General features: G+C 60.1%; 16 protein-coding genes. 7 read left to right on the plus strand and 9 right to left on the minus strand.

The features are described from left to right. Positions 1 to 180 precede the first annotated feature (180 nt). The 5 genes from MMG91_RS19075 (at position 181) to MMG91_RS19095 (ending at position 4,491) form a co-directional block, all read left to right on the plus strand. A complete protein-coding gene (locus MMG91_RS19075) occupies positions 181 to 1,338 on the plus strand; it encodes a D-alanyl-D-alanine carboxypeptidase family protein (RefSeq protein WP_310660383.1) in 1,158 nt (385 codons plus the stop codon). 80 nt (positions 1,339 to 1,418) lie between these two features. Beyond that, the gene (locus MMG91_RS19080) at positions 1,419 to 1,694 is read left to right on the plus strand and encodes a DUF493 domain-containing protein (RefSeq protein ID WP_310660384.1); all 276 of its coding nucleotides are present in this window, start codon (positions 1,419 to 1,421) and stop codon (positions 1,692 to 1,694) included. Beyond that, a complete protein-coding gene (gene lipB / locus MMG91_RS19085; protein ID WP_105343620.1) occupies positions 1,694 to 2,341 on the plus strand; it encodes a lipoyl(octanoyl) transferase LipB in 648 nt (215 codons plus the stop codon). The genes MMG91_RS19080 and lipB overlap by 1 nt, the downstream gene beginning before the upstream one ends. Before the next feature lies 1 nt (position 2,342). After that, positions 2,343 to 3,365: a lipoyl synthase gene (lipA, locus tag MMG91_RS19090; RefSeq protein ID WP_007946663.1), complete on the plus strand. Its 1,023-nt coding sequence runs from the start codon at positions 2,343 to 2,345 to the stop codon at positions 3,363 to 3,365. Between the two features lie 175 nt (positions 3,366 to 3,540). After that, positions 3,541 to 4,491, plus strand: coding sequence for an LD-carboxypeptidase (locus tag MMG91_RS19095; RefSeq protein ID WP_310660385.1), 951 nt, complete (start codon positions 3,541 to 3,543; stop codon positions 4,489 to 4,491). 116 nt (positions 4,492 to 4,607) lie between these two features. Here the strand turns inward: MMG91_RS19095 and MMG91_RS19100 are convergent, their stop codons facing one another. The 5 genes from MMG91_RS19100 to leuS form a co-directional block, all read right to left on the minus strand. Then, positions 4,608 to 5,930, minus strand: coding sequence for a lytic murein transglycosylase (locus MMG91_RS19100; protein ID WP_310660386.1), 1,323 nt, complete (start codon positions 5,928 to 5,930; stop codon positions 4,608 to 4,610). A 62-nt stretch (positions 5,931 to 5,992) separates the two neighbouring features. Beyond that, entirely contained in the window at positions 5,993 to 6,157 is a 165-nt protein-coding gene (gene arfA / locus MMG91_RS19105; RefSeq protein WP_052967114.1) for an alternative ribosome rescue factor ArfA, read from the minus strand. Positions 6,158 to 6,288: 131 nt separating this feature from the next. Beyond that, positions 6,289 to 7,326 (minus strand): DNA polymerase III subunit delta, encoded by a 1,038-nt coding sequence (gene holA, locus MMG91_RS19110; RefSeq protein ID WP_305447023.1) that lies wholly within the window; start codon positions 7,324 to 7,326, stop codon positions 6,289 to 6,291. 39 nt (positions 7,327 to 7,365) lie between these two features. After that, positions 7,366 to 7,971 (minus strand): LPS assembly lipoprotein LptE, encoded by a 606-nt coding sequence (gene lptE, locus MMG91_RS19115; RefSeq protein WP_305447022.1) that lies wholly within the window; start codon positions 7,969 to 7,971, stop codon positions 7,366 to 7,368. An 89-nt stretch (positions 7,972 to 8,060) separates the two neighbouring features. Beyond that, positions 8,061 to 10,667, minus strand: a complete 2,607-nt coding sequence (leuS, locus tag MMG91_RS19120) for a leucine--tRNA ligase (RefSeq protein WP_310660387.1) — start codon at positions 10,665 to 10,667, stop codon at positions 8,061 to 8,063. A 280-nt stretch (positions 10,668 to 10,947) separates the two neighbouring features. Between leuS and MMG91_RS19125 the strand changes: the two genes are divergently transcribed. Beyond that, complete coding sequence (locus MMG91_RS19125) at positions 10,948 to 11,268, plus strand: hypothetical protein (protein WP_052967118.1); 321 nt, start codon at positions 10,948 to 10,950, stop codon at positions 11,266 to 11,268. A gap of 106 nt (positions 11,269 to 11,374) precedes the next feature. Next, positions 11,375 to 12,136 (plus strand): YdcF family protein, encoded by a 762-nt coding sequence (locus MMG91_RS19130; protein ID WP_310660388.1) that lies wholly within the window; start codon positions 11,375 to 11,377, stop codon positions 12,134 to 12,136. A 37-nt stretch (positions 12,137 to 12,173) separates the two neighbouring features. On the opposite strand, the gene lnt is transcribed toward MMG91_RS19130, so the two are convergent. Genes lnt through MMG91_RS19150 form a run of 4 tightly spaced genes read right to left on the minus strand, consistent with a single transcriptional unit; the run spans position 12,174 to position 16,048 of the window. Beyond that, positions 12,174 to 13,697, minus strand: coding sequence for an apolipoprotein N-acyltransferase (gene lnt / locus MMG91_RS19135; RefSeq protein ID WP_305447019.1), 1,524 nt, complete (start codon positions 13,695 to 13,697; stop codon positions 12,174 to 12,176). Between the two features lie 14 nt (positions 13,698 to 13,711). Next, positions 13,712 to 14,551, minus strand: a complete 840-nt coding sequence (locus tag MMG91_RS19140; protein ID WP_030129528.1) for an HlyC/CorC family transporter — start codon at positions 14,549 to 14,551, stop codon at positions 13,712 to 13,714. A gap of 5 nt (positions 14,552 to 14,556) precedes the next feature. Continuing rightward, a complete protein-coding gene (ybeY, locus tag MMG91_RS19145; protein WP_305447018.1) occupies positions 14,557 to 15,051 on the minus strand; it encodes an rRNA maturation RNase YbeY in 495 nt (164 codons plus the stop codon). Further along, complete coding sequence (locus MMG91_RS19150; RefSeq protein ID WP_305447017.1) at positions 15,044 to 16,048, minus strand: PhoH family protein; 1,005 nt, start codon at positions 16,046 to 16,048, stop codon at positions 15,044 to 15,046. Before MMG91_RS19150 ends, ybeY begins: the two co-directional genes overlap by 8 nt. Positions 16,049 to 16,101: the final 53 nt, after the last annotated feature.

Genomic DNA, 16,101 nt, shown 5'->3' on the forward strand with positions numbered 1-16,101 from the left:
CTGGTTCTTGTTTGACGGTTCGCTTGCGGTTTGGGGGGCGAACCGGGTTGTTGGCTCGTTGAAGAACAAAAGCCCGGCAAGGGTTACAGAGTGAGCAACTGAACACGCGACGGCCCGTTAGGGGTTGTCTGATTAGTTTTGCCCGCGAGGGCAGTTTCCATTAGCGATTTCGAGAGACGGATGAACATCACCACCTTTGCCAAACGCCTGTGCCTGCTAGTCCCGCTGCTCCTCTCGCCTGCCGCGTTCGCGGTCGAGATGATGCCGTCACCGCCACAACTGGCCGCTAAATCCTACGTGCTCATGGACGCCAGCAGCGGCAACGTGCTGGTGGAGAACAACGGTGACCAGCGTCTGCCGCCGGCAAGCCTGACCAAGCTGATGACCGCGTACATCGCGACCCTGGAAATCCGTCGCGGCCAGATCGGCGAAAACGATCCGGTGACCGTCAGCGAGAACGCCTGGCGTACCGGCGGTTCGCGGATGTTCATCAAGGTCGGCTCGCAAGTCACTATCAGCGACCTGCTGCACGGCATCATCATTCAGTCGGGTAACGACGCCAGTGTTGCGCTCGCCGAGCACATCGCCGGCAGCGAAGACGCGTTCGCCGACATGATGAACAAAACCGTGGCCGACCTGGGCATGACCAACAGCCACTTCATGAACCCGACCGGCCTGCCGAATCCTGAGCACTATTCGTCGGCTCACGACATGGCGGTGCTGGCTCGCGCGATCATCCACGAAGACCCGGCTCACTACGCGATCTACTCGCAGAAAGAGTTCTTCTGGAACGGCATCAAGCAGCCTAACCGCAACCTGCTGTTGTGGCGTGACAAGACCGTCGACGGTCTGAAAACCGGTCACACCGACGAAGCCGGCTACTGCATGGTGTCTTCGGCTGTGCGTGATGGCATGCGCCTGATCGCCGTGGTGTTCGGCACCAACAGCGAAGTGGCCCGTGCTGCTGAAACCCAGAAGCTGCTGACCTACGGTTTCCGCTTCTTCGAAACCCAGACCTTCTATCAGAAAGGCGCCGAGCTGGCTCAGGCACCTGTCTGGAAAGGCACCACCAATCAAGTCAAGGCCGGCCTGGCTCAAGACCTGACCATGACCCTGCCAAAAGGCCAGCTGAAGAAGCTCGCCGCCAGCATGACCATGACCCCGCAACTGGTCGCGCCAATCGCCAAGGGCGATGTGATCGGTAAAGTCGAAGTGAAGCTGGACGACAAGGTGGTGCACAGCGCCGACCTGATCGCTCTGGACGCAGTCGACGAGGGTGGTATCTTCCGCCGCATGTGGGATAGCATCCGTCTATTCTTCTACGGCTTGTTCAACTGAATTAGTGTGGACCTGCATGGCCCTGTTCCAATCCGGAGCGGGGCCATGTCCGTTGCCACGGCTTACGAGGCCGTTACGCCATGACAGACACTGAAGTAAAGGCGCCAAAAATCGAATTCCCCTGCGCGGATTACCCGATCAAGGTAATTGGCGACACCGGCGTGGGTTTCAAGGACAAGATCATCGCGATCCTTGAGAAACACGCGACCGTTGACCACAACACCTTTGCCGAACGGCAGAGTACCAACGGCAAATACACGACCATCCAGTTGCACATCATCGCCACCGGTCAAGACCAGCTGTACGACATCAACAGCGCACTGCGGGCTACCGGCTTCGTGCACATGGTGCTGTGATGTCTGGCACGCTGGGCTTTCGCGAGCTCGGCCAGATGGCTTACGAGCCGGTCTGGCATGCCATGCAGCGCTTCACCAACGAACGCGGCAGCGATGCCGCCGACGAGATCTGGCTGGTGGAACACCCGCCGGTGTTCACCCAGGGCCAGGCCGGCAAGGCTGAGCATCTGCTGCTGCCGGGGGATATTCCGGTGGTGAAGGTCGACCGCGGTGGTCAGGTGACTTACCACGGCCCCGGCCAGTTGGTGGCCTACCTGTTGCTGGACGTGCGCAAGCTGGGGTTCGGCGTGCGTGACCTGGTCAGCCGCATGGAGCAATGCCTGATCGAGCTGCTGGCCAGCTACGGCGTGACCGCGGTGGCCAAGCCGGATGCGCCGGGTGTCTATGTCGATGGCGCGAAGATCGCTTCTCTGGGTCTGCGGATCCGCCACGGTTGCTCCTTTCATGGCCTGGCCTTGAACGTGGATATGAACCTGGAACCGTTTCGACGGATTAATCCCTGCGGCTACGCCGGGCTGGCAATGACCCAGCTGCGCGATCACGCAGGACCGATTGAATTTGCCGAGGTAAGTGCCCGGCTGCGCGCGCAGCTCGTCAAACACCTCGACTATGCTGAGCAGACGACCCTAACGGGCGGAATCGACTGATATGACTACTGATGCAGTGCAAACCATGATCCCGACGCTCGATGTCACCGAGCGTCCGGCCCCGCGTGCCAAGGTTGAAGCCGGCGTCAAGCTGCGCGGCGCCGAGAAGGTTGCACGCATCCCGGTGAAGATCATCCCGACCACTGAACTGCCGAAGAAACCTGACTGGATTCGCGTGCGCATCCCGGTTTCCCCGGAGGTCGACCGCATTAAGGCCCTGCTGCGTAAACACAAGCTGCACAGCGTTTGCGAAGAAGCGTCCTGCCCGAACCTGGGCGAGTGCTTCTCCGGCGGCACCGCGACCTTCATGATCATGGGTGACATCTGCACCCGTCGTTGCCCGTTCTGCGACGTCGGCCATGGTCGTCCGAAACCGCTGGACGTCAACGAGCCGGAAAGCCTGGCCATCGCCATCGCCGACCTGAAACTCAAGTACGTGGTAATCACTTCGGTAGACCGCGACGACCTGCGTGACGGCGGTGCCCAGCATTTTGCCGACTGCATCCGCGAAATCCGCAAGCTGTCGCCGAACGTTCAGCTCGAAACCCTGGTCCCGGACTACCGTGGCCGCATGGACGTCGCACTGGAAATCACCGCCGCCGAGCCGCCGGATGTGTTCAACCACAACCTGGAAACCGTGCCGCGCCTGTACAAGGCTGCGCGTCCGGGTTCGGATTACCAGTGGTCGCTGACCCTGCTGCAACGCTTCAAGCAGATGATGCCGCACATTCCGACCAAATCCGGTTTGATGCTGGGCCTGGGCGAAACCGACGAAGAAGTCATCGAAGTCATGAAGCGCATGCGCGAACACGACATCGACATGCTGACTCTGGGCCAGTACCTGCAACCGTCCCGCAGCCACTTGCCGGTCCAGCGCTTTGTGCACCCGGACACCTTCGCCTGGTTCGCCGAGGAAGGTTACAAGATGGGCTTCAAGAACGTTGCTTCCGGTCCGCTGGTACGTTCCTCCTACCACGCTGACGAGCAGGCGAAACTGGTCAAGGCCGAGCTGATGTCGTCCTGACCCTGCTGTGAGAGCAAAAAAGGCCCGCAAGGCTTCTCAGGCCTTGCGGGCCTTTTTTTAGCAGTGCCCGCGGCGATTGCAGACTTTTCCTGCGCGCTGTGGTGCGATTGACCCTCTTCTGTTTATTCCCGTTCCTGACTACTGTGTGCTGAAGCGCTCACAGGGAGAATCATGGATGACTGCTCGACCAACCCACACCCTTCGTCCTCACGCTCCCGTTTCGGCCTTGCCGCCTGCAGGGCTGATCGGTGTGATCGCGCCCGCCGGCCCCGCAGCGCTGGACACCGATAAAGCCATTGCCTGGATGCGCGCTCGCGGCTATTCGCTGCGCGTGTTTCCCGGCGCTTATGAGCAAGAGGGTTATCTGGCCGGCAGCGATGATGTGCGGCTCAATGACTTGCACGGCGCATTCGCCGACAGCGAGGTCGATGCCATCATCTGTCTGCGTGGCGGTTACGGTACGCCGCGTTTGCTCGATCGCATCGATTTCGAATTACTGCGCAACAACGCCAAGCCGTTTATCGGCTACAGCGACGTCACTACGCTGCACTTGGCCATCAGCCGTTATGCAGGCTTCGTGACGTTTCACGGTCCGATGCTCAACGCCGATCTGCTGGGTGACAAGCAGCAACCCACTGAGTTCTCGTTTTTCAACATGCTGCGCGGGCAGGTAAAGGCGGGCAGTGTGCTTTCTCATCCGGTGGCCTGGCCATTGACCACAATCGAGCCCGGCATCGCTCACGGACGTTTGCTGGGGGGCAATCTGTCGATGATCGCCGCGACCATGGGCACGCCTTACGAGATCGAAGCCGAGGGCGTCATTCTGTTCATCGAAGACATTAACGAGCCGCTGTATCGCATTGACCGGTTGCTGACTCATTTGCGTCTGGCGGGCACGCTGCACAAGCTGCGCGGGGTTCTGGTGGGGGATGTGGCGGGGGTTGATGCGATTGCACTGGAGAGGTTGCTCAAGCAGACCTTTGCTCCTTTGCGAATACCGGTGCTATCCGGATGGCGAAGCGGGCATTGTGATCCGAATTTGACGCTGCCGATGGGCGCGCTGGTCAGGCTGGATGCGGGGGACAAGACGTTGGTGTTGGAGCAGGATGTGGTGATTAAACGGTAAATCGTCACTGCCTGACAGTCAGTCATCGCGGGCAAGCCCGCTCCCACAGGTTCAAGGTGTACGCAAATGTTGCATTCACCTTTGAATTTGTGGGAGCGGGCTTGCCCGCGATGCTTCTAGCGGTTACGCAACCCTTCCAGCAACTTGTGCGTCGGATAACCATCTGCCGGCCAGCCAAACGACTGCTGGGCGCTGCGGATCGCTTTGCGAGTATTTGCGCCAATAATCCCGTCGGCGATCCCCGCGTCGTAGTTCTGGGCGCTCAGCAAGTTTTGCAGCTCGATTCGCTCGGTACGGCTCAGCGGCAAGTCATCTTTTGGCCATAGACCGCTGATCAGGCCACCGCCATTGAAACGCTCCGACAACAAGCTAACGGCCAAGGCGTAGGACGAAGAGTTGTTGTACTTGAGGATCGCGCGAAAGTTATCGAGGACCAGGAACGCCGGGCCGCGATAGCCAGCGGGCAGCAGCAGGGCGGCCGACAGGTGTTCGGAGCCTGCCGGAACCTGGGCGCCATTGGGCAGGATGACGCCCAGTTGTCGCCATTCGGCAACGCTCTTGCGAATCGCGCCATCGGCCAGGGCGTAATCGAAGCCGCTTGGTAATTGCGCTTCGAAGCCCCATGGCTGGCCTTTCTGCCAGCCAGAGCTTTGCAGGTAGTGCGCGGTCGAGGCCAATGCATCAGCGGAGCTGTTCCAGATGTCACGGCGGCCATCGCCGTCGAAGTCCACGGCATGGGTGTTATAGGTCGTCGGAATGAACTGGGTCTGCCCCATGGCGCCGGCCCAGGAACCGAGCATTTTCTCGGGTTCGATATCGCCCTGTTGCAGGATTTGCAGGGCAGCAATCAGCTGTGCATGAGCAAAGCCCGGACGTCGACCTTCATAGGCCAGGGTCGCCAGGGAGTTGATCACTGACTTGCTGCCCTGGAACTGACCGAAATTACTCTCCATGCCCCATACCGCGACCAATGCCTGACGGTCGACGCCGTAGCGCTGCTCGATGCTTTGCAGGATGTCGGCGTACTGGCTGACCAGCGCCTGACCTTTGCGTACCCGCAGCGGCGACAGCGCCCCGTCGAGGTATTCCCACACCGGGCGAGTAAATTCCGGTTGGCTGCGATCGGCACGGATCACGCTGTCATCCACGCTGACATTGGCAAAAGCGCGGTCGAACAGGTCGGCGTGAATACCGGCGGCGAGGGCGTCTTTACGAAAACCCGCCTGCCATTCGGCAAAGGTCTGGGTAGGCTGGATATCGAGATTTTCACCGGTTGGAACCACCGGCGGAATGACCGCAGGGGCCGTCGCAACGGTGCGGGTCTGAAGCGGTTGGGCGTCGGCGGCAGTGGGTTTTTCCGCGCAGGCGACAAGCAGAACGAGGCTGGAGGCAGCTATCAGTTGGCGAACGTGCCAACGACGGGAAAGACAAAGGGGCATGCACAGGTCCAGAGGATACGAATCAGGTGCAGACCTTAACATGTTGAGCGATGGCTTGCCTTTCAGGCCGCCAGAAAGTAAGAAGCCTCCCAGCTATTAGACTGGAAGGCTTCGCGGCGGTAGCTGCCTTTGCCCTTGCCGGCTCGTTCCTGACGGCTGCGGAACAGTGGCTGGGCGATGATGGATTTGGCCTTGTTGGGGCCATTCCTGGATGGCTTTTTGCTCATGATGATCTCTCGCAAGTGAGTGGATATTGCGGGGCAAATCATCGGCCGAAGTTGGGGTTCTGTCTAGTCACACATTGCGTAGGACCTTTCGCCGACCACCCTGTAGCAGCCTGCTGCTACAGAGGGCGTGCTTACTCGGCAGGCAAGGTCAGCCGCTGGCCCGCCATCAACAACGTCAACCGGCTCAAACTCATCCACGGCGAGCCCGCTGCCTGGCCTTTGATCTGTGCGTCGATGCGCTGCGCTTCGAGCAGTAACTGCGCCCAGCGTTGCGCCGAGTAGCGTTGCAGCGCCTTGCTCATCAGCGGTTTGCGTTTGTCCCAGATTGGCGGTCGGGCCTGGCTGAAGGCTTTGTCCAGCGGCACGCCCTGGCTGTATTGCAACGACAGGTTGGCCAGCAGGCGCAGTTCACGGGCCAGCGCCCAGAGAATCACCGGTGGTTCGACACCTTCGCCGCGTAACCCTTCGAGCATGCGCAGGGCATGAGCGGCTTCGCCGTTGAGGATCGCGTCGGTCAAACCGAAGACATCGAAACGTGCACTGTCGGCCACCGCCGCTTGCACGGTTTCAACCGTGATCTGCCCACCTTCAGCCATCAGCTTGAGCTTTTCGATTTCCTGGGCGGCGGCCAGCAGGTTGCCCTCGACTCTGGCTGCGATCAGTTCGACGGCGTCCTGAGTGGCGGAAAGCCCAGCCTGGGACAGGCGTTGACGGATCCAGCTCGGCAACTGGTTGGTGTCCACTGGCCAGATTTGCACGAACTGGGTCTGCGGACCTTCGATCAGGGCCTTGCCCCACTTGGTTTTCTGCGCACTGCCGTCAAGCTTGGGCAGGCTGATCAACAGAATCGTGTCTTCGGCCGGGCGCGAGCAGTATTCGATGAATGCCGCGGCGCCTTTGTCTCCGGGTTTGCCGGAGGGCAGACGCAGTTCCAGAAGACGTTTTTCGGCGAACAGCGACATGCTGGCGCCGGCCTGCAGCAGCGTACCCCAGTCGAAACTGGCGTCGGCGGCAAAGACCTGGCGTTCATCGAAACCTTGCTGGCGGGCAGCGGCGCGAATGGCGTCGGCGGCTTCCTGACACAGCAGTGGGTCGTCGCCACTGATGACGTAGACTGGCGCGAGGGCGCCTTGCAGGTGTTTGCCGAGTTGGGCGGGGGCGAGTTTCATAAGAAGAGGCGAACGGGGCGCCTGAGCGCCCCGTAAGGCTTATTGCTGCGGCAATTCGATGGGCGACTGACGCGGAGTCTCCGCTTCAGCCTTCTGCGCCGCTTCCAATGCGTCGGCTTCAGCCTTGGCCCTGGCGTCAGCGGTCTGTTGCAGCTGTTCCAGCTGAGTCGGGGTCAGCTGTTGCAGGCGCAGCATCATGCGTTGAACCAGTTCACGACGCATTTCCTTGCGGGCATCGTTGGCTTCCTGATCGGAACCCACCAGGTTGTTGCCGTCATGGATGAAGACTTTCTGCACTTCGAGCTTGTCGCTCAGCAATGGCAGGTTGCCCTGACCCCGGATGTCGTAGTTCAGCACCATGCTCATCTGGTACTCGCCAGTACGACCGGCGCCTGCGTAACTGAGGATGCGTTGGCTTTCCTGTTCATCGGTCAGCACCAGTTTGTGAGCAGCGCCGCTGTAGACCTTGACGCCGCTGCTTTCCAGCACCTGACGCAGTTGCGTCACGGTTTCGCCGTAGGCATTGCGGGCGCTCAGGTCGAGTTCCTTGAGCGCCAGTTCGGTGGTGCCGGTGCCGCGCAGCTGGAAACCGCAGGCGCTCAGCAGGACTGCAAGGCCCATCACCAGCAAATTGCGTTTGATCATCTTGTTGCTCCCCTTGAAACCATGTGGGCCGGTCAAGCGGCCCGAAAGGTTTTACTCGGCGCCAGGCATGACCTGGCGCCCGATCCAATTTAGCTGGCGACGATATTGACCAGTTTCCCGGGCACTACGATCACTTTGCGAATAGTCAGGCCATCGACGAAGCGCAAGACGTTTTCGTTGGCCCGTGCAGCCGCTTCGACTTCTTCGCGGCTGGCGCTGGCCGGCATCTCGATGTGACCGCGCAGTTTGCCGTTCACCTGGATGACCAGTTGCAGGCTGTCCTGCACCAATGCGCTTTCGTCCAGCACCGGCCAACCGGCATCGATGACCGGGGCGGCGTGACCCAGGCGATGCCACAGTTCGTGGCTGATGTGCGGGGTGATCGGTGCCAGCAGCAGGACTACGGTTTCCAGGCCTTCGTGAATCAGTGCACGATCCTGTTCGGTGCCTTGCGCGGCTTTTTCCAGCACGTTCATCAGCGTCATCACTTGGGCGATGGCGGTGTTGAATTTGTGGTTCTGGCCGACGTCGTGGCTGGCCTGCTTGATGGCCTGGTGGATCGAGCGGCGAATGGCTTTCTGCTCGTCGTTCAGGCTGGCGACGTCCAGTTTGCCCGGCAGGCCCTGGATGACGTGCGCTTGAGCCAGACGCCAGACGCGCTTGAGGAAGCGGTGCGAGCCTTCTACGCCGGAGTCGGACCATTCCGCGCTCATGTCAGGTGGCGAGGCGAACATCATGAACAGGCGGCAGGTGTCTGCGCCGAACTGGTCAATCATCGACTGTGGGTCAACGCCGTTGTTTTTCGACTTGGCCATCTTCTCGGTGCCACCGATTTCCACCGGCAGGCCGTCTGCGATCAGCTTGGCGCTAATGACCTTGGCCTTGCTGTCGCGTTCGAGTTCGACGTCCGCCGGGTTGAACCACGTGTAGGCACCGTTGGCTTCGCGGCGATAGTAGGTCTCGGCGATCACCATGCCCTGGGTCAGCAGGTTCTTGAACGGCTCGTTGGAGCTCACCAGGCCTTCGTCGCGCATCAGCTTGTGGAAGAAGCGCGCGTAAAGCAGGTGAAGGATGGCGTGTTCGATGCCGCCGATGTACTGATCCACCGGCAACCAATGGTCGGCAGCCGATTTTTCCACCAGGCCACCTTCATAATGTGGCGAGGCGTAGCGAGCGTAGTACCACGAGGACTCGACGAAGGTGTCCATGGTGTCGGTTTCACGCTTGGCTGCAGCGCCGCATTTCGGGCAGGTGCACTCGTAGAACTCGGGCATGCGCGCCAGCGGCGAACCGGCGCCGTCCGGTACGACGTCTTCCGGCAGCACCACGGGCAGTTGATCTTCCGGGACCGGCACATCACCGCAAGTGTCGCAGTGGATGATCGGGATCGGGCAGCCCCAGTAGCGCTGGCGGCTGATGCCCCAGTCGCGCAGGCGGAACTGGGTGCGCGAGGCACCGAGGTTTTTCTTGATCAGCGCCACTTCAATGGCGTCGAAGGCGCCGACGAAGTCAAGACCGTCGAATTCTCCCGAGTTGATCAGCGTGCCGTGCTCGCCGTACGCATCCTGCCAAGGGGCCGGGTTGGTGTCACCGGAACTTGTGCGCACCACGGATTTGATCGGCAGGTTGTACTTGGTGGCGAACTCGAAATCACGTTCATCGTGAGCCGGAACAGCCATGACCGCGCCATCGCCGTAATGCATCAGCACGTAGTTGGCGACCCATACCGGGAGTTTCTCCCCGGTCAGCGGGTGTTCAACGAACAGCGAGGTCGGCAGACCTTTTTTCTCTTGAGTGGCGACGTCGGCTTCGGCGACGCTGCCGCCCTTGCATTCAGCGATGAACGCTTGCAGTTCAGGGTTGTTTTGCGCGGCCAGGGTAGCCAAATGGTGTTCGGCGGCCACTGCAACGTAGGTTGCGCCCATCAGGGTGTCCGGACGGGTAGTGAATACTTTCAGCGCGCCGGTTTCGCCGATGGAGGCGACGTCGTACGGGAACTGTACTTCCATGCCGCGGGATTTGCCGATCCAGTTGCGCTGCATGGTCTTGACCTGTTCAGGCCAGCCAGTCAGTTCGTCGAGGCTTTCCAGCAGCTCATCCGCGTAAGCGGTGATCTTGAAGTAGTACATCGGAATTTCGCGTTTTTCGATCAGCGCGCCGGAACGCCAGCCGCGACCGTCGATCACCTGTTCGTTGGCCAGAACGGTCTGGTCGACCGGGTCCCAGTTCACGGTGCCGCTTTTTTTGTAGATCACGCCTTTTTCGAACAGGCGGGTGAACAGCCACTGTTCCCAGCGGTAGTAATCCGGCTTGCAGGTGGTCACTTCACGCGACCAGTCCACCGCCAGGCCCAGGCTGCGCAGCTGGGATTTCATGTAGGCGATGTTTTCGTAGGTCCACTTGGCGGGCGCTACGTTGTTCTTCATCGCGGCGTTTTCCGCCGGCATGCCGAAGGCGTCCCAACCCATGGGTTGCAGAACGTTCTTGCCTTGCATGCGCTGATAGCGGGAGATCACGTCGCCAATGGTGTAGTTGCGCACGTGCCCCATGTGTAGCTTGCCGCTGGGGTAAGGGAACATCGACAGGCAGTAGAATGTCTCCTTGCCTGGCTGTTCACTGACTTCAAAGGACTTTTGCTCGTCCCAGAACGACTGGGCGGCGGCTTCGATTTCACGGGGCTGATATTGTTCGTGCATGGCTACTTTTGAACTGAATAGGGGTGGCCTAATCCTCTTCAATGCAACGCTGGACGATGATGACGCCAAATCGACGTTTCGGTGCCCAGGCGAGCTGGAAGTGGAGTTACAGGAAGCGCCGTAGCATACATGACCGCACTCTATCGAGGGAAACCCTGATTACACGCAAGGACGTGGCCAATACCCGCTCCGAGGGCCGTTGGTCGCGGCGCTCAGCCGGTTTTTTCAGCGAGGCTAAGCTCTAAAAGGGGAGTGAGTCTTATCTTCAATGAGGTGATGGATGGTTGAGTCACAGCAAAAAGTTACAAAACCGGAGCTGTACGAAAAACTGATAGACCGTCTCGCAATGGCCCTGGATACGGCCAAAACAGCCGGACGGCTGCGTGATGAGCGTCCCCTGGAGCTGGAACTGCGTGGCTTGAGCCCCGCAGAGTTTGAACTGGTCAAGGCCTATCTGGATCGTAGTGAACGTGAAACGCACGGATGCTTGTCAGCAGCAGTGAAGCAACTCGAGGCACCACGTTCGGCCAAGATCATCTGGCTCAAGGATAAGGCACCCGGCAAAGGCGCGGTAAAGGTCCGGTCTTTGCAGTTCAAGTAAGGGCACTTGAAGCCATGGAATATGGTTTTTTGAATCAAAGTCCTTCCACATTTGTTGTCGCATTGCGTCAACCCACCTAGGCTTCGGGCATCTATGGAGATGCCCGATGCCTTTTCGTTACTTCGTTAAACAACTTCTATTGCCGCCCGGCATTTTATTGCTGTTGTTGGTGCTTGCCTGGTGGTGGCGCCGCTCAAGACCGAGGCTGGCGGGGTTGTGCTTCGCCCTGGGTGTGGGCGGCTTCTGGTTGATGAGCTTGCCGGTGATGGTGGAGTGGAGTGCCAAGGCCCTGGAGCGAGAGCCGCCGCTGGCGCGCGAGCAATGGGCAACTCTCGGCCAGCGCGCTGATGCGATCGTGGTGCTGGGTTCAGGTCGTGAGCGTGGCGACCCGGCGTGGGGCGTCGACCAGCCGACCGGCGTAGGCCTGGGGCGCGAACGCTATGCCGCGCGCCTGGCCAAGGCGTCCGGTTTGCCGATTCTGACCAGTGGCGGCCTGCATTACGGCACGCCACCGACCGAAGCGAAGCTGATGGCGGACTCATTGCTCGATGATTTTGGCGTGACGGTGCGTTGGCAGGAAGGGCGCAGCCGCACGACCTGGGAAAACGCGCAATTCAGCGCCCAGGTGTTGTTGCCGGAGGGGATCAAACGGGTGGTGGTTGTGACTCAGGCCTGGCATATGCCGCGGGCGGTCTGGAGTTTCCAGCAGGCCGGGTTTGAAGTGGTGCCCGCGCCAGTGGGGTTTTTAGGCGTGGACAATGCCCGGCCGCTGGGCGGCTGGATGCCGGAATTCAAATCGATCTGGCAGAGCGGGCAGTTGATGAATGAGGCGGTGGGGCAGATCGGGTATTCGTTGTTTTATCGTTGATTTGTGGCGAGGGGGCAAGCCCCCTCGCCACAAAAGGTCAGACGGTCTTCGCCATCCGGTTGGCAACCAACGCCCAGCCAAACAACAACATGCAAAAGATAATCAACGGCCATGAACGCCATTCCAGATACGGCGTCAGGTTATGCATCGGTACCACTTCGCCGTAAAGAATGCCTTGTTCGAACTGCGGAATCTGCACAGTGATCTGACCGAACGGGTTGATCAAGCCGGTCACGCCATTGTTGGTGGCGCGGATCATCCAGCGACCGGCCTCAAGTGCGCGCATCTGCGCCATCTGCAAGTGTTGCAATGGGCCGATCGAGGTGCCGAACCAGGTGTCGTTGCTGATGGTCAGCAGCAAATCGCTGCGGGCAGCGAGGCCCGCGGCGAATTCCGGGTAGACCACTTCATAGCAGATGAACGGCGCAATCTGATAACCCTTGGCTTGAAGCAGCGCTTGATCGGCCGGCCCACGGGCAAAGTCGGACATCGGCAGGTCGAAGAAAGCGATCAGGCCGCGCAAGATTTCCTGCAATGGAACGTATTCGCCGAACGGCACCAGCTTCTGCTTCAGGTACGTGCCATCGCCTTCGCCGACAACGGTAATGCCGTTGAAAAAGCGTTTCTCGTGATGGACTTCCTGGCGAATCGGCACACCGGTGATCAGTGCGGATTTACGCTCGGCGGCGAAGCTTCCCATCATGTTCAGGTAGCCCTCGGCGGACTCCTTGAGCACCGGGACCGCTGTTTCCGGCCAGATCAGCAGGTCGACGCGTTTGGAGCTGAAACTCATATCGCGGTACAGCGCCAACTGCGCATTGAGCTGCGAGGGGTCCCACTTCATGCTTTGTTCGATGTTGCCCTGAATCGCTGCGACGCTCAGGGGGGCGCCCGCCGGGCTGGTCCAGGCATGTTCCTTGAGTGCCATGCCGGCCACCCATGGGCCAGTCAGCAGTAACACGCCGACAGCGATGAAGCCTTTACGGCCAGTACGCACCAGTCGTGCAGCGTTGTAGATCAGCGCAGCTGTCAGGGCCAGAGTGAAGGAAATCAGCCACATTCCGCCGACAGGCGCGAGCCCGGCCAGGGGGCCATCGAGCTGGCTGTAACCGGAATAGAGCCATGGGAAACCAGTAAGGAACCAGCCACGAAAGGCTTCCTGACCCACCCACAACGCCGCAAATGCCAAGGCATCGGCCAGCGGCGCTTCGTTACGGCGCAGCCAGCGTGCCCAAATCCAGGCGGGCAGGGCGAAGAACCAGGCGATCGCCATAGTGAAGGCCAGCATCAGCAACCCGGCCAGCAGCACCGAGGCGCCGCCAAAGTTGTGAATGCTGTAGTAGATCCAGCTGGTGCCTGCGGAAAACAGGCCGAAACCGAAACACCAGCCACGGCCCAAGGCCTGGCGGGGGTTCAGCTCGCGCAGCCCGGCGTAAAAGAAACCGACCGCCAGCAACGCAAGCGGCCAGATATCGAACGGTGCCAGAGCCAGCGTGGTGAGTGCACCGGCCGCCACGGCCAGCAGGTTACCGGGCCAGCCGGGGCAGGTCAGACGACGCATTTCAATCCTTAGAATTACCGGGCAATGGGTGACAGGCGCAGCAAGTGAATACGACGGCTGTCGGCATTGAGGATGCGGAAGCGATAGGCGCCGATTTCAGTGATTTCGTTGCGTTTTGGCAAGTGCCCGAACGCGCTCATCACCAAGCCGCCAACGGTGTCGAATTCGTCGTCGGAGAATTCGCTGTCGAAGAACTCGTTGAAGTTATCGATCGGTGTCAGGGCCTTGATCAGGAAGTCACCGCTGGGCAGCGGCTTGATGTAGCTGTCTTCCTCGACGTCGTGCTCGTCTTCGATGTCGCCGACGATCTGTTCCAGCACGTCTTCGATGGTCACCAGACCGGCCACGCCGCCGTATTCGTCAATGACGATGGCCATGTGGTTATGGTTGGCGCGAAACTCGCGCAGCAGCACATTCAGGCGCTTGGACTCGGGCACGAACGTGGCCGGACGCAGCAGGTCCTTGATGTTGAAGCTGTCGCCGTTCTCCTTGAGGATCAACGGCAGCAAGTCCTTGGCCAGCAACACGCCCATCACGTCATCGTGGCTTTCGCCGATCACCGGATAGCGGGAGTGGGCCGAGTCGACCACGGCCGGCAGGAACTCGCGGGGTGTCTGGGTCGCCTTGATGCTGATCATCTGCGAGCGCGGGACCATTATGTCCCGCACTTGCAGGTCTGCTACCTGGATGGCGCCTTCGACGATGGCCAGCGCTTCGCTGTCCAGCAACTTGTTTTGATGTGCATCGCGCAGCAGCTCCAGCAGCTCCTGGCGGTTCTTCGGCTCGTGGGCAAAAGCCTGGGTGAGCTTACCCAGCCATGACTTCTGCCCGTTGCTCGATCGATCTTCGCTCATAGCGATTACTCTGAATCCTTTGTTGTTACGATTGGGGATGGGTCTGTTTCGTCGTCCGCATAAGGGTCCGGATGACCCAATTCTGCAAGCAACGTTCGTTCCAGTGCTTCCATTTCTTCGGCTTCCTCGTCATCTATATGGTCGTAACCAAGCAGATGCAAGCAGCCGTGAATGACCAGATGCGCCCAGTGGGCGTTGAGTGTCTTGCCTTGTTCGGCGGCTTCGCGCTCGACCACCGCCACGCAGATCACCAGATCTCCCAGCAACGGAATATCCAGCAAATCGTCGGGCACGTCGGCCGGGAACGACAGCACGTTGGTCGCATAGTCCTTATGGCGCCAGGTATGGTTCAGCTCCCGACCTTCTTCTTCGTCAACCAGACGAATGGTCAGTTCGGAGTCGGCTATGCGTTGGCGCAGGGCCAGTTCGCACCATTGACGGAACTCGGCTTCGCTCGGAGCAGGCGCATCGGTGGCCAGTTGCAGATCAAGCTCAAGCATCGCGTGGAGTGTCCTTCGGCGCTGGATCGGCGGCGCGATTTTCGAAGCGTTCATAGGCCTCGACAATGCGCTGCACCAGCGGATGGCGCACCACGTCCTTGGGCTGGAAGTGCGTGAAACTGATGCCCGGCACGTCCTTGAGCACTTCGATGACATGATGCAACCCGGATTTGGTGCCGCGTGGCAGGTCGACCTGGGTGATGTCACCGGTGATGACCGCCGTGGAACCGAAGCCGATCCGGGTCAGGAACATCTTCATCTGCTCGACGGTGGTGTTCTGGCTTTCGTCGAGGATGATAAAACTGTTGTTCAGCGTACGACCGCGCATGTAGGCCAGCGGCGCAACTTCGATCACTTGACGCTCGATCAGCTTGGCGACGTATTCGAAACCGAGCATCTCGTAGAGCGCGTCGTAGAGCGGGCGCAGGTACGGGTCGATTTTCTGGGACAGATCGCCGGGCAGGAACCCGAGCTTTTCGCCCGCTTCAACCGCCGGACGGACCAGCAGAATGCGACGAATTTGCTCGCGCTCCAGCGCGTCTACCGCGCAGGCTACAGCCAGATAGGTCTTGCCGGTACCGGCTGGACCGATGCCAAAGTTGATGTCGTTACCGAGAATTTCCTTCACGTAGCGCACCTGATTCAAGCCGCGAGGGCGAATCATGCCTTTCTTGGTGCGCAAGGCGACGGACGGTTCGGCGGGGGAGTGGTTGTCCAGTTCCTCGACGGCCGATTCCTGCAGGAACAGGTGAACCATGTCCGGCGACAGCTCGGTACCTTTGGTTTCCCGGTACAGGCGGCGCAGCAGGTTTTCCGCGGAGGTGGTGTGCTTGGGCTCGCCGATCAGTTCGAACTGGTTTCCGCGGTTGCGGATCTCGATCGCGAGGCGCTGTTCGATCAAGCGCAGATGCTCGTCGAATTGCCCGCACAGATTGGCGAAGCGGCGAGCTTCAAAAGGCTCGAGGATGAAACGATGTGGTTCTATGGGTGCGTTCAAGGTCGTATTTAGCCGCCCAAGGGCAATTATGATGAATCAAGGATAGCGCCAGT

The organism is Pseudomonas sp. JL3 (assembly GCF_031570575.1).
GTDB lineage: Bacteria > Pseudomonadota > Gammaproteobacteria > Pseudomonadales > Pseudomonadaceae > Aquipseudomonas > Aquipseudomonas cucumis.